This is a genomic window from Cupriavidus sp. HMR-1 (assembly GCF_000319775.1).
Lineage (GTDB): Bacteria > Pseudomonadota > Gammaproteobacteria > Burkholderiales > Burkholderiaceae > Cupriavidus > Cupriavidus metallidurans.
This window is the reverse complement of sequence record NZ_ANKP01000230.1, coordinates 1-24,312: the sequence shown is the minus strand read 5'-3', so window position 1 is coordinate 24,312 and position 24,312 is coordinate 1. Positions and strand designations below refer to the sequence as shown.

Genomic DNA, 24,312 nt, shown 5'->3' with positions numbered 1-24,312 from the left:
GGCGGTTGCCAGGCCGTGCCCGCGCCGGTGGACCTTGTGTGCGCTGCCGCCGCGCTGGTATGGGCGGGCGGGCATTGTTTTCCGCGCGAAGCGTTGACGATGCCGCGCGCGAGGCCCGTGCCGCCGCCAGCAACCATGGCGGATATCTCGTCCTCGCCGGTACTACCACCCCACGCAAGGGTATATCCCAAGGGATCTCCTGCGATCGGATGAAGGCAGGCGTGCGTCGATGCGACTATGCTGGATGTGCTCGTGATCAGAAGCCGGTGAGATGACAGGCCGGCCGCACGGGGGAAGAAGGGGGTCGTATGGATCGCAGTCTGGATATCCTGGCCGTGCATGGTTTCGCCGTGCGCGAGGGCCGGGGCAAGTGGGCATGTTGTTATGAGATACGGCTCGCCATCGTAGGCGGGCCGTTGTTGTATCGGGGAGAGCTGCACGGACGGAGCTTTGCCACCGAGGAGGCTGCCATCATCGCCGCAGTCGAAATCGGCGAGCGCGAGGCCGGCCGGCACATCGATGCCGCGCACGCCATGATCGTCGCGCTGGCGCGCGTCTCCGACGGCGCTCACCACGAAATGACCTGAACCTGGTCGCGGGGCGCTACGCCTCACGGTCACTCCGATCGGCGCGCCAAAAAAGAAGCCCGCCGACCGGGGGACCATGCGGGCTTTGAAATGGACGCTCGCGTGCGCGAACGCCCATTACTCACGAACATATCGAATCGCGCGGCGACACTCCATCAACCAGAAGACTCAGGGTGACGCGCGCGCCCGCGCGGCATCTCATCCTCGGGGGCGGAGAGCGCCGCCCATCTCATGCTTCGGGATGGAGACCTGGCGTGCCCTTGCGCACAGAGGGGATGGATATGGACTGCTACGCTGCGGCATCCCAAGCAATTGGCAATCCGTACGTTGAACCGTACGAGGTCCGCGTGTCATGAGTCGTTGGCAACTCGTTTCCTTCTTCGGCGAATCGGCATTCCTGCTGCCGTGTGCCGTGTTCCTGTATGCGTGGCTGCGCTGGCATGGCGCCAACGCCGTCGCGCGGCACTGGCTGATCGCGTTCTCGCTGACGGCCTGCCTCGTGCTGGTGTCGAAGCTGGCCTTCATGGGCTGGGGCATCGGCAGCGCCGCGCTCAACTTCACGGGCTTCTCCGGCCACGCGATGATGGCTGCGTCGATCCTGCCCGTGTTCGCGTGCCTCGCCGTGCCGTCGCGCTATCGAACCCTGAGCTTGCTGGCCGCCGTGGCCGGCGTGTTGCTGGCACTTGCCGTCGGCATGTCCCGGCTGGCGTTGCACGCGCATTCGATGTCCGAGGTGGTGAGCGGACTGGCGCTCGGATTCTGCGTCAGCCTGCCATTCATCATGCGTCACGAAGTGCCGCACGGCCCGGTTGCGATGCTGCTGGCATCCGGTGTGCTGGCCACGGTGCTCGTGTTGCCGGTGAGTGGCGTGGCGGGCGTGACGCATATCTGGGTGCAGGGTATCGCCACCTTTCTTTCTGGCCGTGACCGCCCCTACGAGCGTGGCGAGTGGGCCTGGCAAGCGGACTGCCGCGTCTGCCAGATCAACGTCGCCGCACGGCCGGCTTGCGCGACCCGGCATTGCGCCTGCTGACGCCACCCAGGTCGCAGGCGTTCGAAGGATTTGTGCGCCTGCCAACAGACGACGCGCCATGCGTGCGCAACCATGACTGCACTTGGTTTCCCGCGAGGGCTTTGGGGCGGTCATGGCGTCGGAATGGAATGTTGCCGCCGAGCGGCACTCTGCACTTCACTATCTCTATCGGCTCGGCGATGCGGTACTGATCGCGGTATGCGGCATCGCCATGGGCGCGCTGTATTTCCATGACGGCATCAGGAGCGCGGCACCCGTCAACGGGTTCCTGACGATGCTGTGCGCGCTCGGCGCGCTGCTGATCTTTCCTGCCTTCGGCATCTACGAATCATGGCGCGGCCGCAGTCGCGCCGTGCTGGGGTTGCGCATTGCCGCCGCATGGACCGTGGTGTTCATCTCCGGCCTGCTTGGTGCATTCCTGATCCACCAGATCGGGGCGGTCTCACGCGTCTGGTCGATGGGCTGGTTCATCGGCACCGGCGTGATGCTGGCGCTGTCGCGGGTCGTGATGTTCCGGATGCTGGCCAACGTGCGCCAGCAGGGCATCAACGCCAAGCGCGTGCTGATCTTCGGCTACGGCCCACTGGGCCGCGAAATGTACGACCGCGTACAGCACTTCCGCGATGCCGGCTATCGCGTCGTGGGCGTGTATGACGAGGAGTCCGATGCGATTCCGTACGACGTGACCCCGCTGCGCCAGATCGAGGAAGTCAGCAGCTTCGTGCGCGACCATGGCGTGCGCGAGATCTGGCTGACGCTGCCGATGGCCGCTTGCCGCGATCTGTCCGGCGTGGTGCGCCAGTTCCGCAATGAAATGATCGATATCCGCTGGGTGCCAGACGTGTCGTCCGTCGAACTGCTGGGTCACCGCTTCAGCGAGTTCATGGGTCTGCCCGTCATCGACCTGAACAGTCCGCCCGTCTCGGGCATCACGGGCGTGGTCAAGGCCAGCTTCGATCGCGTGTTCTCGCTCGGCGTGCTGGTCTGCCTGAGCCCGCTGCTGTTGCTGATCGCCGCGATGGTCAAGCTGTCGTCGCCCGGTCCCGTGCTGTTCCGGCAGCAGCGGCTGGGCATCGACGGCCAGCCTTTCAATGTGTACAAGTTCCGCACCATGCGCCAGCACCAGGACGGCGGTGGCGTGACCCAGGCCGTGCGCGGTGATCCGCGCGTGACCCGCGTCGGCGCGTTCCTGCGCCGCACCAGCCTCGACGAGTTGCCGCAGTTCATCAACGTGCTGCGCGGCGAGATGTCGGTGGTCGGCCCGCGCCCGCACGCGATGGAGCACAACGAGCTCTACAAGGAACTGATCGACCGCTACATGCTGCGCCACCGTGTGAAGCCCGGCATCACCGGCTGGGCCCAGATCAACGGTCTGCGTGGCCAGACGGACACGATCGAGAAGATGCGCAAGCGCATCGAGTTCGACATCTACTACATCCAGCACTGGTCGTTCCAGCTCGACCTTCGGATCATCCTGCGCACCGCGCTGCATGGCTGGACCGGCACCACGGCTTACTGAACCAACAATAAAGAGACCCACAGAGGGGTAGACGCCGCCGCGTGAGCGGTTTGGTGCGAAATCGCACCGAAACGACCACGCAAAACCCATGGAATGGAGCCCGTCAACGCAATCGGAGACTACGAATGAAAGCAACCATCCGCAATATTCTGGGCGAAGTGGCCCGGCTAGATGTACCGCTGGCCACCCTGGCTGACAACGACGATCTCTACGCGGCGGGACTCTCGTCCCTGGCCACCGTGCATGTGATGCTGGCGCTGGAAAACGCGTTCGATATCGAGATCCCGGATCAGATGCTGACGCGCCAGCTATTCCGCAGCGTTGACTCGCTGGCGGCCGCGGTGGAAGCCATTCGCCAGCAGCAGGAGGCAGCATGAACACCGGAGCGAAGGTTACGCTGGCGCACGCCAACCCCGACGCGGGCGGCGTGATGGCCAGCGATGCATTGCTGGCCGCCGCGCGCGAGGCCGCAACGGTCGCGCAGCGCTTTGCCGACGCCGTGGATCAGGAAGCGCGCTTTCCGCACGAAGCGTTCGAAGTCCTGCGCGACCAGGGCCTGCTCGGCGCGATGGTGCCGGCCGTGCTCGGCGGCAGCGGCGCGTCGCTGGCTACGGTGGCCGCGATCTGCAAGGTGCTGGGCGAGACCTGCGCGTCCACCGGCATGATCTATGCGATGCACCAGATCCAGGTGGCGTGCCTGCTCGATCACGGCACCGGCAGCCCATGGCATCAACACCTGCTGGCACGCATCGCCGGCGAGCAATTGCTGCTGGCGTCCGCCACGTCCGAAGAGGCGATCGGTGGCGCGCTGCGTAGCAGCGGCTGCGCCGTCAACGTGGATGGCGATCGTTTCCACCTGCTGAAGATGGCGCCGACGATTTCCTATGGCGCCCACGCCGACGGCATCCTGATTACCGCGCGTCGCAATGCGGATGCCTCGCCGTCCGATCAGGTGCTGGTGTGCGCACTGAAGTCCGACTACACGCTGCAAGGCCTGAATGCGTGGGACACGCTCGGCATGCGCGGCACCTGCAGCAATGGCTTCCGGCTGGAAGCCACCGGCCAGGTGGACCAGGTGCTGCCGGTGCCGTTCGGCGAGATCGCCGACGCCACCATGACGCCGGTCTCCCACATCCTCTGGAGCTCGCTGTGGCTCGGCATCGCCAGCGATGCCGTATCGCGCGCCAAGACCTTCTTCCAGGGACAGGCGCGTGCGCGTCCGGGCCAGTTGCCGCCGTCCGCATCGCGTGTGTCAGAAGCCGTGAGCCTGCTGCAGATGATGGAAGGCCGCGTGGATCTGGCGCTGGCGCATCAGCGCAGCCGCCATGCGGGCGCTTCGGTTTCCGCCGCATTCGCGCTGGCGGCCGAGATGAACGGTCTGAAGACGGCGATGTCGACGATGGCACTGGAAGTCGTGCAGCAGGCGCTGCTGGTGTGCGGCATGGCGGGCTACAAGCACGGCACGCCGTTCAGCCTGGGACGCCACCTGCGCGATCTGTGGTCGGCGCCGCTGATGATCAACAACGATCGCATTCAGACCAACACAGCGAACCTGCTGCTGGCCGATCGTTCCTGAAGGAGGCATCCATGGATGCACACACTCTCACCGAGGCACGTCCGGCCGGTGGCGCGGACCCAATGGCCGCGCAACCGCCAACGTTCCTCGAATCGCTGCTGGCAGCGGGGTTGCTAATCCAGACTGGCGTGCGTGGCCTCTACGGCCGCAGCGCGGTGTTCGAAGGCATCGCCGACGGCCTGAATGCCGCGTTCACGCGGATTGGCGCGGACCAGAACGCCGAAGTGCTGCGCTTCCCGCCAGCGATCGGCAAGGATGATTTTGAAACCAGCGAGTACCTCAAGAGCTTTCCGCAGCTTGCCGGCACGATCCACAGCTTCTGCGGCGACGATCGCGGGCATCGACAACTGCTGGCGCGGCTCGAGGACAAGCAGGACTGGACCGATCAGCAGCAGTTCACGGGCGTGGTGATGACGCCCGCCGCCTGCTACCCGATCTATCCCGTCATCGGCAAGCGCGGCCCGCTGCCCGCCGAGGGCAAGGTTGTCGACGTGATGTCGTACTGCTATCGGCACGAACCGTCGCTGGAGCCTACCCGGATGCAGTTGTTCCGGCAGCGCGAGTACGTCTGCCTGGGGTCCCCCGAGCGGATCGTGGCGTTCCGCGAGCTGTGGATGGAGCGCGGGCTGGCGTTCGGTCGGGCCTTGCAGCTTCCGGTGGAAGTCGACGTGGCCAATGACCCGTTCTTCGGGCGCGGCGGCAAGATCGTGGCCGACAGCCAGCGCGAGCTGAAGCTCAAGTTCGAACTGCTGATTCCGGTGAACGACGGCGCGCCGCCGACGGCCTGCATGAGCTTCAACTACCACATGGATCACTTCGGCGCGCTCTGGCATATCGGACTGCACGACGGTGGCGTCGCCCACACGGGCTGCGTCGGTTTCGGTATCGAACGGCTGGTGCTGGCGCTTCTGAAGCACCATGGACTGGACCCAGCCAAGTGGCCTCAGGCAGTAAGGGAAACGCTGGGAGGCGTCTAAATGTACGGTGATGGCAAGGTGCGCACGCGCGGCGGAGCCTATGCGCTGCACGGGGGCAACCCCGTGTGGTCGCATGCCAACCGCCATATCGATCTCTGGATCGAGTTGTTGCATGGATGGGAGCTTGAGCCCATCGCCGCATTGCCATTTACGGTCACCCTCGATTTCGAGGGTGACCAGTTCACATCGCTGAACATTCCGTCAGCGGACCTCGAACTGCTCTACGGCATCGTCAAGGACGAATTGTCGACTTACGGCAGGCTCGAAACGCATGTGGCCGCGCAGACCAATTGCGGCAACGTGGTGCTGCTCGAGGTCGATAACTATCAGTTGCCGCAGTTGCCCGGCGCGTATCGGCGGCAGCACGCGCGGTCCTGCATTGCGATCGACGTGCTGGTGCCCGAGGCCACGGCCGTGGGCTATTACCATCACGACGGCTATCACACCGCGAGCGGCGACGACTACGTGTCGATCTTTCGCAGCGTTGATGGTGAGTCTTCCTGGGGCGCCGCGTCGTTTCCGCAGGCGGAGGTTGTGCGCCGCCGCTTTGCCGCGCAGGCGGAGGATGCCTTGCTGCGGGCGTCGATGGACCTGCTGCGCAGCCATCTGGCCCGCCGTCCGCGCCAGAATCCGATCAAGGCTTTCCGCGAGGCATTTCCGGCACACCTCGAGCAACTGATGTCGCGCGGCGAGCCCAACTTCCAGATCTACGCCGCGAGCGTGTTGCGCCAGCTCGGCGCCAATTTCGAGTTGATGGGCCGCTACGTGCGCTGGCTGGTGATGAACGGAAAGGTGGTGCCGGATACGGTGGCCGAAGCCTGCTACACGATGGCGTCGGAAGCCATGGTGATGCAGTTCCGCCTGATGCGTGCCGTGATCAGCCACAAGCCCGACGGATGCCAGGATTGCCTGGCGCAGCTCGAGGCCGCTTACCAGGGCACCGTGCCGGCACTGGCCGCGTGCTTCGGGGAGACCGTCTCATGACTGCGCGCGATCCGGAGCCGGCTCTGCTGCCGATACTGCGCCCAGGCGTAGCCGTGGCCGATGCACGGCTTGAAGGCGACTGGACCCTGCTGGAAACGTTCGCGAACGCGGTCGCGCATCCGGGCGAACTCGGCGATGGCGGACACTGGCTGCCGGCACCGGTACCGGGTACCGTCGCTAGCGCCTTGCGTGCCGCAGGCCGCTGGGACGAGGCTGCGCCGCCGCCACTGCATCAGCACGACTACTGGTACAAGCTTCGATTTCAGGGCGACGGACGCCGGCTGCTGCGCTTCAATGGTCTGGCGACATTGGCAGAGGTCTGGCTCAACGGCACGAAGGTGCTGACCGCGCGGCACATGTTCACCGCACATCAGGTGGAGGTGGAACTGGCCGGCGACAACGTGCTGCACCTTTGCTTCCGCGCGATGCACCCGTGGCTGCGCACGCAGCGCGGGCCGGTACGTTGGAAGCCGCGCATGATCGTGCCGCCGACGCTGCGCGCGGTGCGCACCACGCTGCTTGGTCATATGCCTGGCTGGTGCCCGCCCGTTCATGCGGTAGGGCCGTGGCGCGACATCGAACTGCTCGATCCGACGGGCGCAGACGTCACACACGGCGTGCGCGCCGAGTTGTCGAGTCATCTGGATGGTGATGACGGCGTCGTGGTGCTTCAGTTGCACTTTCCGGGGCCGGCGCCAGAGCACGGAACGTTCGCGGCCATCGGCCCCGACCACACAGTGTGGCAGGGCGAATTGCGCCGCGTCGGCGGGCATTCGCTTGCCGGCACGCTGCGCGTGGCGCAGGCGCAGCGCTGGTGGCCGCATACGCATGGTGAACCCGCCTTGTACCGCGTCGAGGCGACTATCGGCGCGCATGGAATCGCGTGTGGGCATACTGGCTTCCGCACGATCACCGAGGACCGCTCCGGCGACGAAGGCGCGTTCGCGCTGCGCGTCAATGGCGAGCGCGTGTTCTGCCGTGGCGCCTGTGTGTCGAGCCACGATCTTCCGGGGTTGGCGGATACGGACGAGTCCGTGGCACGCTGGCTGCAACTCGCGCGCGATGCCGGGGCCAACATGGTTCGCGTCAGTGGCGTCACCTGCTATCCGGGAGAGGCGTTCTATCGCCAGTGCGATGCGCTCGGCCTGATGGTCTGGCAGGACTTCATGTTCGCCAACTTCGACTATGGCAGCGAGTCCAGCGCCAGCCCGGCGCTGATGGCCGATGCCGCGGGCGAAGTGGCGCAGTGGCTGACGTCCACGCGCGCGCATGCCAGTCTGGCGGTGCTGTGCGGTGGCAGCGAGGCGGAACAGCAGGCCGCGATGATGGGAACGCCGCGCAACGTGTGGCGCCAGCCATTGTTCGACGAACTGATTCCGTCGCTCGTGCGCGAGCATCGGCCCGACGTGATCTACGTGCGCAATTCGCCGAGCGAGGGCGCTTGGCCGTTCCAGCCCGATACGGGCGTCAGTCACTACTACGGCGTGGGCGCCTATCAGCGCCCGTTGTCCGATGCGCGGATGGCAAACGTCCGTTTCACCTCGGAATGCCTGGCCTTTGCGAACGTGCCGTGCGCGCGCACGCTTTCCGAGGCGGGCCTGTCCCAACCGCTGCATGATCCGCGCTGGAAGGCGCGTGTGCCGCGTGACGCAGGCGCGGCTTGGGACTTCGAGGACATCCGCGATTTCTATCTGCGGGATCTGTTCGATGTTGATCCGCCCCGGCTGCGCTACGAGCAGCCGGAACGATACCTGGCGCTGTCGCGCGCGGTCGTGGCCGAGATCATGACGGAGGTCTTCGGTGAATGGCGCCGTGCGGGGTCCACGTGCCAGGGCGGACTGGTCTGGCAGTTGCAGGATCTGATGCCAGGCGCCGGATGGGGCATCGTCGATGCCCGCGCGCGGCCGAAGTCCGCATGGCATGCGTTGCGCCAGGTATGGCAGCCGCTGCAGGTCATCCTGACGGATGAAGGGTTGAATGGCCTGCACGCGCACGTGATCAACGAATCCGCCACGCCACGCACCGTATGTCTGACGCTGCGCTGCCTGCGCGATGGCGAGGCGGTGGCGGCACGGGCCGAGCAGACGCTCACGCTGGCACCACGCGAGACACGCAGGCTGGCCGCGGCGGAGATGTTCGATCATTTCTTCGATTTCACCTACGCCTACCGGTTTGGCCCGCCCGCGCACGACGTGGTCATCGCCACGCTACACCCAATGGATGAGGACAACGGGTTGCTCAATCAGCCACCCGGTTCACCGCTTGGTTCGCCGCTCGGTTCGCCACTCAGTCAGTCGGTGTATCTCCCGGATCGCCGCGCCGCTGCGCTGCGCGAGCCGGAACTGCAGGCCAGCGTGGCGCGCGAAGGCGACGAATGGTGGCTCACGGTGGGAACGCGGCGCTTCGCGCGGTGGGTCCATATCGTGGACCATGCCTTGCAGCCGGAGACCGACTGGTTCCACCTTGGCCCGGGTGAAACGCGGCGCATCCGCCTGATGCATGACGCCGGCGTCACCAGCGGCGCCAGCGCCATCCCTTCGGGCGAAGTTTCGGCACTCAATGCTTCCCGCCCGGTCAGCTACGACGGCTGATCTCAACCTCCTTCATCCCACTTCAACCTTTCCCGCCAGCCCAACGCTGGCGCGGCGGGCGCATCTGTCACCGGGTGCGCCCCGCGCGGGTGGCGCCTATGCGTACACCATGCACCTCCACCGTTTTCCTCCATCCAACCTACCAAAGCATGACTGGCCGACCCAACCGTTCGCCTACTGTCGGTTCTGTGCGGCATAGCACTTAATAGAGCCAGCAACAACACAGCCAGTCGGGGCCGAACCCCGGCGGAGAAAACGGGTGGCGGCCTCAGGGCTGCCGGCTTGCGCCATCAATCGAATACGGGTGGAGCGGCGAAACCGGGTCACGTATCCTGGGCGCTTGGATTGGCGCGGGATGCGTTCCGAAGCCGCTTCGGGATCAGAAGGAGGAATTAAAAATGATCACGCATCGGTCGGACTTGCATGTCAATCACTTGCTCAACGCATTGCCGCGCCATGAATGGGAAGCGTTGTCGAGGCACTTCGAGCTGGTTCGCCTGCGTGCCGGCGAACTGCTGACCGACTCGGGTCAGCGTATCGTCCACGTCTATTTTCCGACCACGTCGGTGGTCTCGCTGCTGTCGCTGCTGGAAGACGGCGCTACCGTCGAATTCGCGGCCGTCGGCAACGAGGGGCTGGTGGGCATTCCCGTGGTGACCGGTGGCGACACGATGCCGAGTCGCGTGGAAGTCCGCAGCCCGGGTTTCGCATACCGGATTCCGGCCCGTGTGCTGCGTTCCGAGCTTGGTCAGCTGCCCGCGCTGCAGCGCGTGACGCTGCTCTATGTGCAGGCCGTGCTGACGCAGATCGCGCAGACCGCCGCCTGCAACCGCCACCACTCGCTCAACAAGCAGCTTTGCCGCTGGTTGCTGCTGGCCATCGACCGCATGAGCACCAATGAACTGGTGATCACGCAGCAGGTCATCGCCAACATGCTCGGCGTGCGCCGCGAAGGTGTGACCGAAGCCGCTGGCAAGCTCGAGGACCTTGGACTGATCCACCATAGCCGCGGCCATATCACCGTGCTGGACCGCTGCGGCCTGGAGAAGCACTCATGCGAGTGCTACAAGCTGGTCAAGCGCGAGTACGACCGCCTGCTGCCGGCGCTGGCCGACGTGCACGCCTGATACATCGCCTCGGGATGGGGATGGAGCAGGGGAGAGGGCCGGCGCGCCAGGCGTGTCGGCCCTCTTTCACGACGAGGGGTTCAGGAATGCGCCGGATCGATGCTGCCGAACGATTGCAGCAGCCCTTCGATGACCTCCGAGTAGGCGGCCTCCAGCGTGTCCAGTGTCTCTGCGCACAGGTCGGGGCGCCCACGCGCCACGGCGCGCGCGAGCCGGAACTGCAACACCTTGCACTCCGACGCGATCGTCGCCGCGCCACGGATCGCCGATGCCGGCACGCGATAGCCGTGCTCGCCGAGCCAGGTCAGACAGTGGCCCAGCATCTCGAAGTTCGCGCCGAGCTGGCGCGGCAGGTTGAATCCATAGTGATGAAAGTACGCATCGCCACGCGCCAGTACGTTGCCGACCTGATCGCCGAACGCCTCGCGCCAGCGCGATACGGGGTTGTGCGCGGGACGCCGGCCCAGATGCCGGCGCATCTGCACGGCCACGGCATTCGCCAGTGCCGCGCCCTGCAGCGGCGTCCGCACGCGCTTGGCGCATTCGGCGTACGGAAACAGCACGTCCCCGTTGTCGCGCAGGGCAGGATCGAGCCGCAGCAACCCACGATAGTCCTCGCCTTCGGCGGTGTAGTAACCCACGCTGTGGTAGTACGAGAGCCGCTGGGCCGCCGTGTCGATCCGGTCGACGGCGATCGTGGTCTTCACGTGCCCGCGACGGTACGCCGTGGCGCGTGTATCGGGCAGGTAGTAGCTGTCGACTTCGACCAGCACGGTATGGCCACGACCGACCTGCTCGGCGACGTGTGCCTCCAGCGTGTCGTAGACGGCCATCTCCTGCACGACAGTGCCGTAAAGCTGCTCGATATCGGCCTGTGGATACTTGAAGAACGTGAAGTGGTCGCCTTCGAAGTCCTGGGTGACCGTGAATGCCAGCGCGGCGCGCGGGTCCAGTCCCCAGCCGTAGAGCAGTTCGATCCACAGGTCCATGTAGCAGTTGGTTTCCTGCCAGATCGCGTCTTCGCCGTGCAGGCCGCCCGGCCGCGTGTTCGCGGGGGCGATGGCTGCCGGAGAGTCCGCTCCGCCGCAACCCGCGAGCGTCCCCAGGACAGTTTCAGTACCGCGCTCCATGTCGATTCTCCGCAAGGTTCGAATGCCTGTTGTGCTTTGCCCGCCGTGGCCGGCAAGGGCGCAATCAGCGCTATTGCAGCGACAACGCGCGCGCGCATCGGTACGCTGGGCCACAGAACGGCGAGATGCGCGGCCGTGCCGCACGGCCCCGCCGGCGAGCGTGTGCGGAATCGAACAGAGATGGCGCGGGCTGAATTTCTACACTGGCGGCATCCGTCCGGACAGCGGTCCGGAACTAACTTGCGAACCTATTTCTGCGTAGAGGCGGGGGCATGATGAGAGTGCGAAGCCGGGAGAGGAAGATCCTGCCACCTGTCATGGTGCAGGCGCAGGTAGAGGCGCCAGCGGTGTTGGCGCCAGGACGGGCAACCTCCATGCCTGTGATCCAGCCTGTGATCCAGCCTGTGAAGCGGCCGGTGATTCAGCCGGTCATCCTTGCGGGTGGTGCCGGCACGCGGCTCTGGCCGCTGTCGCGCGAACAGTATCCCAAGCAGCTGCTCAACCTGGTGGCCAACGATACGCTGCTGGAAGCCACGGCGGCTCGTCTGGAAGGCGTCGCCGCGCGCACTGGCCGTCCGGCGGGTGTCGAGGCGCCGCAGATCGTCGTATGCGGCGAGGAGCATCGCTTCATGGTCGCCGACATGCTCAAGCGCAAGGGCAAGCGCGCGCGCATCGTTTCGGAGCCGTGCGGCCGCAATACCGCGCCCGCGCTGACCATGGCTGCGCTGCACGCGATGGCTTCGGCTGGCGAAGGTGGCGATGCTGTGCTGGTGGCCACGCCGGCCGATCACAGCGTGACCGATAGCGATGCCTTCCGTGATGCCATCGCCGCCGCTGTGCTGCACGCGGAGCGCGGTGCGATCGTCACGCTGGGCGTGCGTCCCACCGCGCCGGAAACAGGCTTCGGCTACATCCGCGCCGCCGTGCCGGTGCCGCCGGGTGGCTTCCTGATCGAGCGGTTCGTCGAGAAGCCACACTTGGAGCTGGCGCAGCACTACGTCGACTCGGGCGAGTACTGGTGGAACTGCGGCATCTTTGTCGTGCTGGCATCGGTGTGGCTCAAGGCCGTGATGCAACTCCAGCCAGAGATGCACGCCCGTTGCTGCGCGGCCTACGAGACGGGCCAGCCCAGTGATAGCGGCAAGGACGATGTGTTCCGGATCGGACAAGAGGCGTTCGACACCTGTCCGTCTGATTCGATCGACTACGCGGTGATGGAAAAGCTCGACGGGCTGCGCGGTATCCCCGGCATGCTTGTGCCAATGGATGCCGGATGGTCGGACGTGGGCTCGTGGGCGGCCATCTGGGATATCGCCACGAAGGACAACGCCGGCAATGCCGGCCGTGGCCGCGTGTTGTTCGACGGCGCGAGTTCGTGCCTGGCCCATTCGGAGGGCCGGCTGATCGCGTGCGTGGGCGTGCAGGACGTGGTAGTGGTGGAAACCGCCGATGCGGTGCTTGTGGTCGACAAGCACCACGTGCAGGACGTCAAGAACGTGGTACAGCGGCTGCGGCAGGAGCATGGCGCGGAGATCGTCAATCACCGCAAGGTACACCGGCCGTGGGGATGCTACGACTCCATCGACCATGGCGACCGCTTCCAGGTCAAGCGGATCGTCGTCGAGCCTGGTGCGAGCCTTTCCCTGCAGATGCACTACCACCGCGCGGAGCATTGGGTCGTCGTGCGCGGCACCGCACGGGTGACCTGCGGTGAGACCACCAGCATTCTTACCGAGAACCAGTCGACCTATATCCCGATCGGCACGCTGCATCGACTCGAAAATCCCGGCAAGACGCCGCTGGAAATCATCGAGGTGCAGTCGGGCGCGTATCTGGGGGAGGACGACATCGTCAGAGTCGAGGACAACTACGGACGCAAGTAGTCCCGCAGCCCCCGGTGCGCGATGGCCACCGGGAGCCAGCCAGGCGTCAGGGGAGTATTTCGTGAGCACCATGTCATCTGCCGGCGCAATGCCGGCGCCAGGGAGCAGCACCACGCGCAAGGGGGGGCGCCATTTGCGCGCATGGATGGACCATGCCGGCTGGATTGTCGCGGCTGGCGTCATTGGCGCCACGATTGCCGCGATGATCGGCATTTCCCGTCCCAATCTCTACGATGCCCACACGCTCGTGCAGATCTATCAGAAGGGTGACGGCTCGGGAACCACGCAACACACCGAACCGTTCGACGTGGGGATGCTGCGCAGCCGCGCGGTGGTCGGCCCGGTGGTGGAGCGCCTGCGCCTGTACATCTCCGTCGAGCCGCTGCGCGCGCCATTGCTGGGCGGCGTGGCCGCGCATTTCGCGCAGGCGGGCAAGCTCCGGGGACCGTGGCCAGAGCGGCTCGGTTACGCGTGGGGTGGCGAGCGGGTCGACATCCGCACCCTGGACGTGCCGGAGCGCCTGCTCAACGTGCCAATGACGCTCGAAGTGCTGCCTGGGGATGCCTATCGCCTGACGCTCGACGGCGAGCTCGTGACCGATGGCAAGATCGGCAGCCGTGTCGAAGAGAATGGCGTATCCATTCTGGTGTCACGCATCGACGCGCGCGCGGGCACGCGATTCACTGTCACACGGCACGACACGGCGCAGACGATCGATACCGTGGCGCGTGAACTGCGCATCGGCAGCGATGGCAGCGATACCAGCACGGTACGCATCGCGTGGCAGAGCAGCGACCGCACCGCGGTAGCCGCGCTGATCAACGGCATCGCCGATTCGTACATTACCGGGCAGGCCGAGACGCGCCGCGACGAAGCCGCCTCCACGCTTGCCTTCCTGAGCGGCGAACTGCCGCGCGTCAAGGACGAGCTCGAACGCGCCGAGGCGGCGCTGACGCGCTACCGCTCGCGCACGGGATCGATGCAGCCGAGCCAGGACGCCCAGTCGTACCTGAACAGCAGCATCGACTACCAGAAGCAGATCGCCCAGCTCAAGCTCGACCGCACCAAGCTGCTGCAGCGCTTCACGGAAGAGTCGAACGAAGTACGGACGATGGACAGCCAGATCCAGCAGCTCACGCGGGACCGCAAGGAGCTGGATACCCGGATGCAGACGCTGTCGGTCTCCGAGCGCGAATCCGTGGCGCTGACGCGTGATGTCAAGGTGGCCGAGGACATGTACATGTCCTTGCGCAACCGGCTCGAACAGCTCTCGCTGGCCAAGCTCGACAGCACCCGGCAGACCCGCGTGGTCGACATCGCGCTGACACCGGTCTCGCCAATCGGCGTGGGCACCGCACCGCTCACGATGGGCGGCGGGTTGCTGGGCATCTGCCTGGCGATGTGCGTGGTCTCGGTGCGCCAGCGCATGAAGCCGGCCGTGGCCACCGCCAATGATGCCGAGGAGACGCTTGGTCTGGCCATGCTCGGCGATGTCGCGTACAGCCGCGAGCAGGTGGAACTGGAGCGGCTGCTGACGGCGAAGGACCAGGATCTCGGGGCAATGCTGGCGCTGCAGGCGCCGGAGCCCGGGCGCCAGCTCGCGCAGGCGTTGCCGCATGGAGCCAGCGATGCCGAGCCGGGCCATTGGGGTTTGCATGACCAATACCTGCTGGCCCGCAATGCGCCGCATTCGATGGCCGTGGAGGGCCTGCGAAGCGTGCGCGCGGCACTGCATTTCCTGCGTCGCGAGGGCAGCAACAAGGTGGTGGCCGTGACCAGCCCCACCGCAGGGGCGGGCAAGACGTTTGTCTCGGTCAACCTGGCTGTGCTGTTCGCCGAAGCGGGCCAGCGCGTGTTGCTCGTCGATGCCGACCTGCGCCGTGGGCGGGTGTCGAGCTGGTTCGGCCAGCCGGTGGGTCCGGGAATGGCCGAAGTGCTGGCCGGCCGCGCCACGCTGGTCGACGCGGCACGGCCAACCGTCGTCAATGGGCTGTCGATCCTGCCTGCCGGCGCGCCGCCTACGAACCCGTCGGAACTGCTCATGCGTCCTGCCTTTGCCGATTGCCTGCGTGCCGGTGCGGAGCGCTTCGACCTCGTCCTGATCGATACCCCGCCCGTTCTGGCGGTGGCGGATGCCATGCTCGTCGCCAATGTCGTGGGCGCGACGTTGCTCGTGCTGCGCGCCGATTCGACGCTGCCGTCGCAGGTCGAGGAAACCATCAAGCGCCTGACCCGCGCCGGGGCCAGTCTCTCGGGCGGCATTCTCAACGGCGTGATGCCGAAGCGCAGCAACCGCGTCGGCTTCGGCACCATGAATCCCTATCTCGGCATGCCTACGGTCATGCCAGCGGTCCGGCAGATTGCCCACGTCCCTGCCGTGGAAGACAAGACAACAACGAGCTGACGGGCCTGGCCCGGCGGGGTGCGTACCCGTTTCTGCGGACGCCGGTCTGGGCGACATCGCGGAGGCGGGCTGGCGTGGGCACCCCGTCCATTGCAACGGGAGGACCCATGAGAAGGGTCGTGTTCGAAGGCTGCGCGGGGTGGTTGCATGAGGCTGGGGGCGACACGGGTGTGGTGATGTGCGCGCCGCAGGGCCACGAGATGCTGTGGTCGCATCGCGCATGGCGGCATCTGGCCGATGCGCTGGCGGCGTCTGGTGTGCCGGTGCTGCGCTTTGACTACCGTGGCACCGGAGATTCCGCCGATCTGGAGTCCGGCGCGGACATGTTCGGCGGCGCGCTGGCGGATATCGCGGCGGCCGTCGCGGCCCTACGCAGTGAGACGCACGTCACCCGGGTGGTGCTATGCGGGCTTCGCCTGGGGGCGTCGCTCGCCGCGCTTGCCGCCGCGCGCGGGCCGGAAGTCAGCGGCGTGGTCATGCTGGCCCCTGTCGTCAACGGCCGCTTGTATCTGCGGGAGCTTCGCGCGTTGCATGCGGGCTGGCGCAACAGCACGATTCCCGAACTCGAGGTACCTCCCACGCCTGCCGGCGAGCAGGACGTGCTCAGCTTCCGCCTGTCCGCCGCGACCATCGCCGCCATCCAGGCGATGCGGCTCGATGACGTCGTGCCCGCCCGTCGCGTGCTGCTGCTCGATGCGTGGCCAGATGCGGCATCGCCAGTCGCGGCAATGGCTCGGCAACTTGGGGAGGCTGGCGTTGACGTCGACGTGGCGCCGTTCGCCGAGTATCCGGAGATGATGCGTTCGACCGAGTTCGCGGATGTGCCCGTGGAGGCCTGGAAGCACGTAGCCGACTGGGTGAAATCAGGCACGGCACGCCAGCCTGAAGTGTCGGCCAGCGCGGAGGCCGCACCCGACAGCGCCAACAGCGCCAACAGTGCCAACAGTGCCAACAGCGCGGGCGACGCGCTGGCGGGCGAGGGCATGGACGGCGTCGTGGAACACCCGGTATGGCTGGACGAAGCACGGATGTTCGGCATCCTCTGCGTGCCTGCCGAGGCCAACGCCAGACAGGCAAACACGGTCGTGATCTTTCCGAACACCGGCGGCAATCATCATATCGGCGACGGCCGCATGTTCGTGGACGTCTCGCGGCAGTTGGCACGCGCAGGCACGGCGGCGCTGCGGCTGGACGTCTCGGCGCTGGGCGACAGCCCTGCCCCGGCGTGCAAGATGAGCGTGTCGGCGATCTATTCGATAAAGCCCCGCGCGGACCTTGCGGCTGCTGTGGATTGGGCACGCGCGCGCGGCTATGGCAACGTCGTGGTTGCAGGCGTCTGCTCCGGCGCGTTCATGGGCCTGTATGCCGCGCTGAGCAACCCGGGCGTCAGCGGGCTGCTGCTGGTGAACCTGGTGAAGTTTCGCTGGGACGAGGTCGATGACGCGGCGGTGGGCGACCACCTGCGCTCGATGCGTGTCTACCTTGCCGCGGCACGCCAGTGGGAAACCTGGCAACGGCTGTTCCGTGGCGAGATCAACGCGCGCCGCCTCTTGTCGGCAACGATGCGCAGGGTACGGCAGCGCGTGCGTGACCATGTTTCCGCTGCCGGCGGGCGGATGCGGCGCGACGACGTGCAGCAGACCATGCCGGAGTTCGCCGCCGCCGCCGTGCGGGAATTGGACCGGCGTGGCGTGCCGACGATGTTCCTGTACGGCGCCACGGACGTGGGTTTGCATGAACTGCGACTGGGCCTGGGCAAGCACCTGGAGGCTATCCAGGGGTTGCGCAATGTCCAGTTCCGCACCTTGCCGCTGCTCGATCATTCACTGTTCCTCGACGCGAGCCGACAGGCCTTCGCCGAGCAACTACTCGAGCATCTCCGGTGGATGTCGATGGACAGCTCCGAAACGTCGGATACGCCTGAGGCAGCCATATCGTTCACGCCAGTGACCCAGCGCGCGGCGTAGACCGCGCGGGGCAGGCACCAACGCTTCCCAAACAGGAACGGGAACTCATCGATGCCCAATCTTCGACGCAGTTTTCTGACCACGCTTGGCGCCCTGACCGGCGCGGGCGTGGCCACCGCCGCCGGTGCGCGCGATCTGGGCGCTCCAGCCAACCCGAGGTCAGACGCTTTGGAGAAGGTGGTGTCCGTTGCCGACTTTCCGGGGCTGGATGGCACCGGGAGATCGCCTTCGGATGAGGCTTTCCGCGCAGCGCTGCAAGCCGTGGCCGGCCAGGTGCATGCGCCGGCGTTCGGCGAGAACCCGAACAATATCGGCGGCGCGCGAATCGTCGTGCCTCGCGGTACCTATCTGCTGACCAGGCCCGGCGTGTTGTTCAATGCCAGGCAGTTTCCCAGCCGCACATGCGGCTTCACGATCGAGGGCGATGGCCCGCCGGGCACCGTTGTCATCCTCTACAAGCCGGGCCGCGACGGCTCGGGCGCGTTGTTCAACAACCAGGACAAGGCGCTGGGCGTGCGGCTGCGCAACCTGCAATTCCACGGCATGGACGCCAGGAGCGACCTGATCACGAGCGTGAGTTCCGGCGGTGCGCAGGACTATGCCTTCGACGATTGCATGTTCACCGGAACGTGGCGCTACGGCGTTGACCTGACCGGCGACAACTGCAATAGCGAGTGGAAATTCTGGCGCTGCACCTGGGCCGGCACGTGGGATTCGTTCCTGCACGTGGGCGAGAAAAACACGTCCGACCAGTTCCTGAACTACTGGTTCGAGCATTGCCGGTACTGGTGCTCCAGCCCATGGATCGACATGCGCCGCGGCGGCCATATCAAGCTGACCGACTGCGATGTGAGCGGCTACGAGCCGTCGGCGCAGACGTACCTGTTCAATCTGCGCGGCAACAACCATGCAATGGGTGTCTGCTCGTTCAAGGCCCACGGTTTGCGGGTGGAACAGAAGTCACGCAACGCCGGCCTGATGCTGTGCGAATGGGAGCAGGGCAATATCGGCTTTCGGGAGTGCGATTTCGGCTCGCAGGGGTTTCGCCCGTTTGCGGCCGATACCGTCTCCGCGGTGTTTTCACCGGGCAATACGGCAGGCGCGCAAGTCGTGTTCGACAACTGCCAGATCATGGGGCGCCACCAGTATGTCTCGGGCAACACGCCGGCCGCGCAGGGGCGGGCGGTCTATCGCAACTGCGACTTCGTGAACTACACCTATCCCGACGAAGCGTTGATGTTCTCGGAGGCCAACAACCTCGCTGCCAATCGTCGCGTGGTGACGCTGGAAGGCTGCCGTGGCAAGGGGGCGGCGAACGTGTACGCCGATGCCGAGATTGGCTGGCACGTGGCCGCATCGGCAGCCGTCAGGACCAAGATCATGGCGCTGAGGGTGGCGCGTGGCCAGCGTGGGTCCATGCCGACGGCGATCCTGCCGCTCAATGCTGTCGTCACGCGGGTTGTCTTCGATACCGCGGGCGACAGGGGGAGCTACGCCATCGTGAGTGGCGATGCCACCAAACTGTCCGTATTCAAGGCAAGCGGGCCGGCCGAGGAACGGCTGCCTTTCCGCTGCAACACGCGGCAGCGCTGCACGCTGACCCTCACGCCCGGGTCGGACCCGGGCGCAGAGGTTGTGGCACTGATCGAGTACATCGGCTAGGCGGCGGTCCGCCGCCGCGTTCAAAGCTTGGCGCGACGGGCGAGCAGGTTCCAGTAGCGTACCGGGAACAGTCTTTCGAGCCACGACATCACGACCGCATCCGAGCCGACCAGCACGCGGGCGCTACGCTTCTCGATACCGCGCACGATGATGTCGGCGGCCTTCGGCGGCGGCATCCGCAGCATCTTCTGCGAGTTCGCGAGCCGCTCCTGCATTTGCGCTTGCGGAATGTCGGCGGACACGCGCGCATTCCGGGCAATGGATGTGGCAATGCCGCCGGGGTGGACGACGGTGACGCCGACGCGGCTGTCGGCCAGTTCATGGCGCAGTGCATTGGAGAACCCGCGCACGGCGAACTTGCTGGCCGAGTAGGCACTCTGCCCCGGCGGCGAGATCAGGCCGAACAGGCTGGAGATGTTGACGATGCGGGCGTCGTCGCTGCGATGCAGCAATGGGAGGAAAGCCCGCGTCATGCGCACCACGCCATGGAAGTTGATCGCCATGACCCAGTCGAAGTCAGTCTCGCTGACCTGTTCAAAGCTGCCGGCCAGCGCCACGCCGGCATTGTTGACGAGGAGGTCGATGCGATCGTGGTGGGCCAGCACGGTTTGCGGAAAGGCCGCCACCGCGTCGCGGTCGGCCACGTCGAGGGTGTGGAGGCTGACTTTCACGCCGTTCAGTTCCGGCAGCGCGGCGGTCTCGGCCAGTCCTTCCTGATTGCGGTCCGCCAGCGCCAGATGACAGCCGCGCTGCGCCAGCGCCTGCGCCACGGCGCGGCCGATCCCGCTGCCGGCGCCGGTGACGACGGCGACCTTGCCCTGGAGTTGCATCTTCGCGCCGCGGTTGTCCTGATTGGATTGCGTCATCGACTTGTCTCCCTTATATGATTTGTGCCCAGATTATGGAGTAGGGCGCGCTGGGTACCGACCCATTTCGACCGACATCAGGGAAAACACGCCCCCGCATCGGGGCCTGCCTGCGCGATATTGGAAGAGGTAGACTCCGCGAAAAGTCATTCAGGAGGGAGCCCATGTCGTCGATGCATGAGAAGCGCCCGGGCGTGCGCCGCCTGACGGTCTATGCCGGGGTGGCACTCGCGATCCAGGTTCTGGTCCTGGGGATATGGATCGTCCGGTTCTACGTTCTTGGGGACCAATCGGCTCCCATGTTCGGCATCGACTTCGCGATCTTCTGGTCCGCAGCAAAGGTCGCCGTGGAACATGGGGCGGCCTCGGTATTCTCGCCGGAGTGGATGCTGCCCATCGAACGCGCCTTGGGGCTCAGCGACTATTCGGCATGGCCGTATCCGCCCACGTTCCTGCTGGCGGTCTTGCCGTTGGGGCAACTGCCCTTTGGCGCGGCACTTATCCTGTATTCAGTGCTCGGCCTGCTGGTCTATGGCGCCGTGCTGATGCGCATCTGTCGCGGTATCGACCGTGGGTATCTGTCGCTGCTGCTGGCGTTCCCGGGTGCTGCCATTGCCATCGGGCTTGGTCAAAACTCCCTGTTCACGATGGCTGCTGCCGGCGCGGCGCTGGCACTGCTCGAAGTCGAGGCGGCGCTTGCGGGGGTATGCATCGCCGTGCTGGCGATCAAGCCGCAATTCGGCATCCTGTTTCCGCTGGCGCTCATCTGCGGCAGGCATTGGAAGGTGTTTGGCGTCTCGGCGCTCTGCACGGTCGCTTTCGTTGGCGTCAGCGTCGTGGTGCTCGGGCAGGACGCATGGCGCGCGTTTGCAGCGTTTCTGCCGCAATTCGGCACGCTGGCGGTGGAGCAAGGCGGCAACATGATGTGGCCGGGGATGCCAACCGCTTTCGCGCTGGGCCGCAGCATCGGCCTCTCTGTCAACGGCGCCTACCTGTTGCACGGCCTCGTCGCCGCACCGGCGATTCTTGCGATGGCGTTCCTCTGGGCGCAGCGCGCCAGATTCGAGCTACGGGCGGCCTCGTTCGTCCTCGCCACGCTGCTGCTGCAACCCTACGTCATGTTCTATGACCTGGCCTGGCTTATCTTGCCGATGGCCTTTCTTCTGCGCGATGGCAACAGGTTGCCGCTGTCGCCCCTGGAATGGATCGTCTTCGCCTTGGCCTGGGTGGCGCCGGCTCAGGCGCTGCTGTCCGCGTACCTGCACCAGTATCTCAACGTGCTTCCCATCGTCATGATCGCCTTGCTCGTCATGCTGGTCCGGCGGCATCTGGCGATGACAGCAGTCGCGCCCGCTTATCAGCCATGACGACCCGCCAGCAGGCGCGTAGCGATGCGCGAAAAGAAAAGGCCGCTTGCGAAGAAGCGGCCTTTTCATTCCTGGCGTGGTTCACGCCTGCTTGGCGTGATCGTGGCCGTAGCGGTTCAGGTAGCGGTACTTGCCGAAGTGGTAATGCGAGCGGTACCAGCGTCCTTCGATCTTGAGCCCATTGAACAGCACGCCCTTGATCTCGCCACCTGTCTGCTCCACCAGGCGGCGTGCGGCGGTAAGTTCGGCGGTCGTGGTCTTGTCAGCGCGAGCCACCATGAACACCGCGCCGGCCTTCGGGGCCAGGATGCCGGCATCGGATGCCGCCAGCACCGGAGGCGTGTCGATCAGCACGAGGTCATAGCGGGAACGCAGCTCCGCGAGCAGCGTGTCCATGCCGGGGCTCTGCAGCAGGTCCGCCGCAAGCGGCGGCTCCGCACCGGTCGCGATGAAGTCCACACCGGGCGCGACGTCGTGCTGGATGACCTTGTCGAGCCGCGTGCCGGTCAGTGCCTCGGTCAGGCCGGGTTTGCGCGACACCTTGAAGCGCTCGTTGAGCAGACCACGGCGCAGATCGCTGTCGACAAGAATCACCTTGCGCCCGGCGGCGGCCGCGACCACGGCGAAGTTGACGCTGACAAACGACTTGCCGGCCTCGGGCGACGGGCCGGTGAATACCACGACGTTGTTGCGCTGCGCGGAGAGCAGTGCGAACTGCAATGCCGTGCGGAACGCGCGCAGGCTTTCGATGGCCGGATCGTCCGGCTGGTCGATTGCCAGCACATCGCCGCCGCTCTCCTTGTTGCGTGCCAGGCGGGCCTGGTTCGGACTCATGGGAATCGTGGCGTAGACGGTCATGCCGCATTGCGTCTCGATCTCTTCGGCGTCGGTGATGCCGCCATCGAAGACGCGGCGTACCCCGACCGCGAGCAGTCCCATGACGACAGCCATCGCCACCGATACGCCCGTGACCAGCATCCGGTTCGGACGCACCGGCTTGATCGGCACGTCGGCGGCGTCGATCAGGCGTGCCGTGCCGACCTTGCTGGCCTTCAGCAGCCGCAGTTGCTGCACGTCATTGAGCAAGGACTGGTAAAGCTCCGTGTTGACCTTCACATCGCGCATCAGGCGCACCACGTCCTGCTCCACGTCCGGCAGCTTCTGGATCTTGCCGGAGACACCGTTGAGCTGCGCGGTCAGGCCTGCGATCTGGCTGTCCAGGATTTCGATCGTGGGGTGATTCGCGGTAAAGCGCACGATCAGTTCCTGGCGCTTCTGACGCAGTTCCTGCAGCTTGCCCTGGATCTGCACCGACTGCGCCAGGATCAGCTTCGACTCCTCGCTGAGGTCGATCGTGCCGCGCTGGTTGCGCATCGCGTTGTAACGCGCCTCGGAGGTTTCCATCTGCTGCTTGAGCTGCGGCAGCTGACTTTCGAGGAAGTTCACCGACTTCTCGGCTTCCGCGGCCTTGCGGCGCAGGTTCTGGTCCACGTACTCGGTGGCGATCTCGTTCAGGATGGCGGCGGCGGTGACGGCCGATGTGTCCTCCAGCGCCACGCCGATCACGCCGCTCTGCTTGCCGCGCTCGCCGATCATCAACTGGTCCTGCAGGTTGGCGATGGCGGTGGCGCGCGGCACGCGGCGCACGCGGAACTGGGTGCCGGCGTGTGCGTCCAGCTGGCTGATGTCGATCGAGACGGTGCCGCTGTCCGTGGCCACCGTCAGCGGCTGGCCGACCGTGCCTTCGGCGGATTTCTCGCTGCTGGCGAACTCGAGCCGGTACTTGCCGTCGCCCAGCGCGGTCACTACCATGCGGCGGTCTTCCATCTGCTCGGGCACGTCGAGCCGGTCGACCACGATCGACTCGCTGCCCCAGGCGAACCCGCCAAAGCCGAACAACCCGGGCTTCGACAGTTCCTTGTTGTAGCTGGCAATCGATGCGCCGATAAGCGGGAAATAGCGTGGCTTGGCGTCGATGTCGAGACGCAGCGTTTCCACTGCCTTGCCCACCACCGCGCGTGAGCGCAGCAGTTCCATCTCAGCCGTGGCTGCCGGTTTCACGTCGAGCCCCGGCGAAATGCTGGCGATCAGCTTGCTCGCGTTATTGGTCGGGTTGGATTCCTCCACCTGGACCATGATGTCGGCGCGGTAGATCGGGCGGGCCATCAGCGCGTACAACAGGCCGACGCCGAGGATCGTCCCCGCGACGACGAGGAAGGTCCAGCGATAGCGAATCAGCACATCGACATAGGACGTCATGTCGACGGCGTTGTCGCTTTCCTCCCATGGCTCTGGCGAGGGCTCTCGAAATTGCCTTACGTTACTCATCATGCCCCTCCGTGGCGGTGTGCCGGTTCTGCCGCATGAATTCTTGCCGACCAGGATTCAACCCCCATCTTGATCAGCCCAAGCGCGATGACGAACATGCTCATCGATCCGCTGAACGGATCTGGCACGTCGGTTTGTTCCTGTTCGCACAGGCGATAGGTCTTGCCGCGCGCCTGGGGGTACATGTCCTCCAGCGCGTCGCGTTGCTCTTCATCCATGACCAGCACGAGGTCCGCGCCGGCGACGAGCGCGGCGCTCACGGCGCGCGCGCGGTGGTCGGTCAGATCGCTGCCTTCCACCGCCAGCAGGCG

The 24,312-nt window shown here is 65.9% G+C and carries 17 protein-coding genes and 2 pseudogenes; 15 read left to right on the top strand and 4 right to left on the bottom strand.

Going from position 1 to position 24,312, the window contains the following annotated elements; all coding sequences use genetic code 11:
• From D769_RS32780 to D769_RS23090, 10 genes and pseudogenes are all read left to right on the top strand, one after another.
• Positions 1–213 (top strand): annotated as a pseudogene (locus D769_RS32780) (DNA-binding response regulator); the annotation flags it as partial.
• A gap of 95 nt (positions 214–308) precedes the next feature.
• Entirely contained in the window at positions 309–587 is a 279-nt protein-coding gene (locus tag D769_RS23130; RefSeq protein WP_008650029.1) for a hypothetical protein, read from the top strand.
• Between the two features lie 352 nt (positions 588–939).
• Positions 940–1,620, top strand: a complete 681-nt coding sequence (locus tag D769_RS23125; protein ID WP_008650028.1) for a phosphatase PAP2 family protein — start codon at positions 940–942, stop codon at positions 1,618–1,620.
• Positions 1,621–1,732: 112 nt separating this feature from the next.
• On the top strand, positions 1,733–3,139 hold the full coding sequence (locus tag D769_RS23120; protein ID WP_008650027.1) for an undecaprenyl-phosphate glucose phosphotransferase: 1,407 nt from the start codon (positions 1,733–1,735) through the stop codon (positions 3,137–3,139).
• A gap of 125 nt (positions 3,140–3,264) precedes the next feature.
• Positions 3,265–3,516 carry an acyl carrier protein gene (locus tag D769_RS23115; protein WP_008650026.1) on the top strand — a complete coding sequence of 84 codons (252 nt, stop codon included), beginning with the start codon at positions 3,265–3,267 and terminating at the stop codon, positions 3,514–3,516.
• A complete protein-coding gene (locus D769_RS23110) occupies positions 3,513–4,715 on the top strand; it encodes an acyl-CoA dehydrogenase family protein (RefSeq protein ID WP_008650025.1) in 1,203 nt (400 codons plus the stop codon). The genes D769_RS23115 and D769_RS23110 overlap by 4 nt, the downstream gene beginning before the upstream one ends.
• 11 nt (positions 4,716–4,726) lie before the next feature.
• Entirely contained in the window at positions 4,727–5,692 is a 966-nt protein-coding gene (locus D769_RS23105; RefSeq protein WP_008650024.1) for an amino acid--[acyl-carrier-protein] ligase, read from the top strand.
• Complete coding sequence (locus D769_RS23100; protein WP_008650023.1) at positions 5,693–6,676, top strand: DUF1839 family protein; 984 nt, start codon at positions 5,693–5,695, stop codon at positions 6,674–6,676. It abuts the gene before it with no gap.
• Entirely contained in the window at positions 6,673–9,267 is a 2,595-nt protein-coding gene (locus tag D769_RS23095; RefSeq protein ID WP_008650021.1) for a glycoside hydrolase family 2 protein, read from the top strand. Before D769_RS23100 ends, D769_RS23095 begins: the two co-directional genes overlap by 4 nt.
• Positions 9,268–9,665: 398 nt before the next feature.
• Positions 9,666–10,394, top strand: coding sequence for a Crp/Fnr family transcriptional regulator (locus D769_RS23090; protein WP_008650019.1), 729 nt, complete (start codon positions 9,666–9,668; stop codon positions 10,392–10,394).
• Positions 10,395–10,474: 80 nt separating this feature from the next.
• On the opposite strand, the gene D769_RS23085 is transcribed toward D769_RS23090, so the two are convergent.
• Positions 10,475–11,524, bottom strand: a complete 1,050-nt coding sequence (locus D769_RS23085; protein WP_008650017.1) for a DUF1839 family protein — start codon at positions 11,522–11,524, stop codon at positions 10,475–10,477.
• 374 nt (positions 11,525–11,898) lie between these two features.
• Here D769_RS23085 and D769_RS23080 point away from each other — a divergent pair, with 374 nt between their 5' ends.
• The 4 genes from D769_RS23080 (at position 11,899) to D769_RS23065 (ending at position 19,440) form a co-directional block, all read left to right on the top strand.
• Entirely contained in the window at positions 11,899–13,407 is a 1,509-nt protein-coding gene (locus D769_RS23080; RefSeq protein WP_052018148.1) for a mannose-1-phosphate guanylyltransferase/mannose-6-phosphate isomerase, read from the top strand.
• A 70-nt stretch (positions 13,408–13,477) separates the two neighbouring features.
• Complete coding sequence (locus tag D769_RS23075) at positions 13,478–15,811, top strand: polysaccharide biosynthesis tyrosine autokinase (RefSeq protein WP_040011209.1); 2,334 nt, start codon at positions 13,478–13,480, stop codon at positions 15,809–15,811.
• Between the two features lie 107 nt (positions 15,812–15,918).
• A complete protein-coding gene (locus tag D769_RS23070) occupies positions 15,919–17,778 on the top strand; it encodes an alpha/beta fold hydrolase (RefSeq protein ID WP_040011208.1) in 1,860 nt (619 codons plus the stop codon).
• Between the two features lie 51 nt (positions 17,779–17,829).
• Positions 17,830–19,440, top strand: coding sequence for a hypothetical protein (locus D769_RS23065; RefSeq protein ID WP_008650010.1), 1,611 nt, complete (start codon positions 17,830–17,832; stop codon positions 19,438–19,440).
• 20 nt (positions 19,441–19,460) lie between these two features.
• Here D769_RS23065 and D769_RS23060 read toward each other — a convergent pair whose 3' ends face one another.
• Complete coding sequence (locus D769_RS23060; protein WP_008650008.1) at positions 19,461–20,306, bottom strand: SDR family NAD(P)-dependent oxidoreductase; 846 nt, start codon at positions 20,304–20,306, stop codon at positions 19,461–19,463.
• Positions 20,307–20,470: 164 nt separating this feature from the next.
• On the opposite strand from D769_RS23060, the gene D769_RS23055 reads away from it, so the two are divergent.
• The gene (locus D769_RS23055) at positions 20,471–21,673 is read left to right on the top strand and encodes a glycosyltransferase family 87 protein (RefSeq protein WP_008650007.1); all 1,203 of its coding nucleotides are present in this window, start codon (positions 20,471–20,473) and stop codon (positions 21,671–21,673) included.
• 81 nt (positions 21,674–21,754) lie between these two features.
• Here the strand turns inward: D769_RS23055 and D769_RS23050 are convergent, their stop codons facing one another.
• A complete protein-coding gene (locus D769_RS23050; RefSeq protein WP_035882964.1) occupies positions 21,755–24,001 on the bottom strand; it encodes a polysaccharide biosynthesis tyrosine autokinase in 2,247 nt (748 codons plus the stop codon).
• A pseudogene (locus D769_RS23045) lies at positions 24,001–24,312 on the bottom strand (low molecular weight phosphotyrosine protein phosphatase); the annotation flags it as partial. The gene D769_RS23050 and the pseudogene D769_RS23045, both read right to left, overlap by 1 nt.

Bases quoted from the DNA above. Each gene is read 5' to 3' on its own strand.
- D769_RS23130 (WP_008650029.1), top strand. From the start codon at position 309: ATGGATCGCAGTCTGGATATCCTGGCCGTGCATGGTTTCGCCGTGCGC.
- D769_RS23125 (WP_008650028.1), top strand. From the start codon at position 940: ATGAGTCGTTGGCAACTCGTTTCCTTCTTCGGCGAATCGGCATTCCTG.
- D769_RS23120 (WP_008650027.1), top strand. From the start codon at position 1,733: ATGGCGTCGGAATGGAATGTTGCCGCCGAGCGGCACTCTGCACTTCAC.
- D769_RS23115 (WP_008650026.1), top strand. From the start codon at position 3,265: ATGAAAGCAACCATCCGCAATATTCTGGGCGAAGTGGCCCGGCTAGAT.
- D769_RS23110 (WP_008650025.1), top strand. From the start codon at position 3,513: ATGAACACCGGAGCGAAGGTTACGCTGGCGCACGCCAACCCCGACGCG.
- D769_RS23105 (WP_008650024.1), top strand. From the start codon at position 4,727: ATGGATGCACACACTCTCACCGAGGCACGTCCGGCCGGTGGCGCGGAC.
- D769_RS23100 (WP_008650023.1), top strand. From the start codon at position 5,693: ATGTACGGTGATGGCAAGGTGCGCACGCGCGGCGGAGCCTATGCGCTG.
- D769_RS23095 (WP_008650021.1), top strand. From the start codon at position 6,673: ATGACTGCGCGCGATCCGGAGCCGGCTCTGCTGCCGATACTGCGCCCA.
- D769_RS23090 (WP_008650019.1), top strand. From the start codon at position 9,666: ATGATCACGCATCGGTCGGACTTGCATGTCAATCACTTGCTCAACGCA.
- D769_RS23085 (WP_008650017.1), bottom strand. From the start codon at position 11,524: ATGGAGCGCGGTACTGAAACTGTCCTGGGGACGCTCGCGGGTTGCGGC.
- D769_RS23080 (WP_052018148.1), top strand. From the start codon at position 11,899: ATGCCTGTGATCCAGCCTGTGATCCAGCCTGTGAAGCGGCCGGTGATT.
- D769_RS23075 (WP_040011209.1), top strand. From the start codon at position 13,478: ATGTCATCTGCCGGCGCAATGCCGGCGCCAGGGAGCAGCACCACGCGC.
- D769_RS23070 (WP_040011208.1), top strand. From the start codon at position 15,919: ATGAGAAGGGTCGTGTTCGAAGGCTGCGCGGGGTGGTTGCATGAGGCT.
- D769_RS23065 (WP_008650010.1), top strand. From the start codon at position 17,830: ATGCCCAATCTTCGACGCAGTTTTCTGACCACGCTTGGCGCCCTGACC.
- D769_RS23060 (WP_008650008.1), bottom strand. From the start codon at position 20,306: ATGACGCAATCCAATCAGGACAACCGCGGCGCGAAGATGCAACTCCAG.
- D769_RS23055 (WP_008650007.1), top strand. From the start codon at position 20,471: ATGTCGTCGATGCATGAGAAGCGCCCGGGCGTGCGCCGCCTGACGGTC.
- D769_RS23050 (WP_035882964.1), bottom strand. From the start codon at position 24,001: ATGAGTAACGTAAGGCAATTTCGAGAGCCCTCGCCAGAGCCATGGGAG.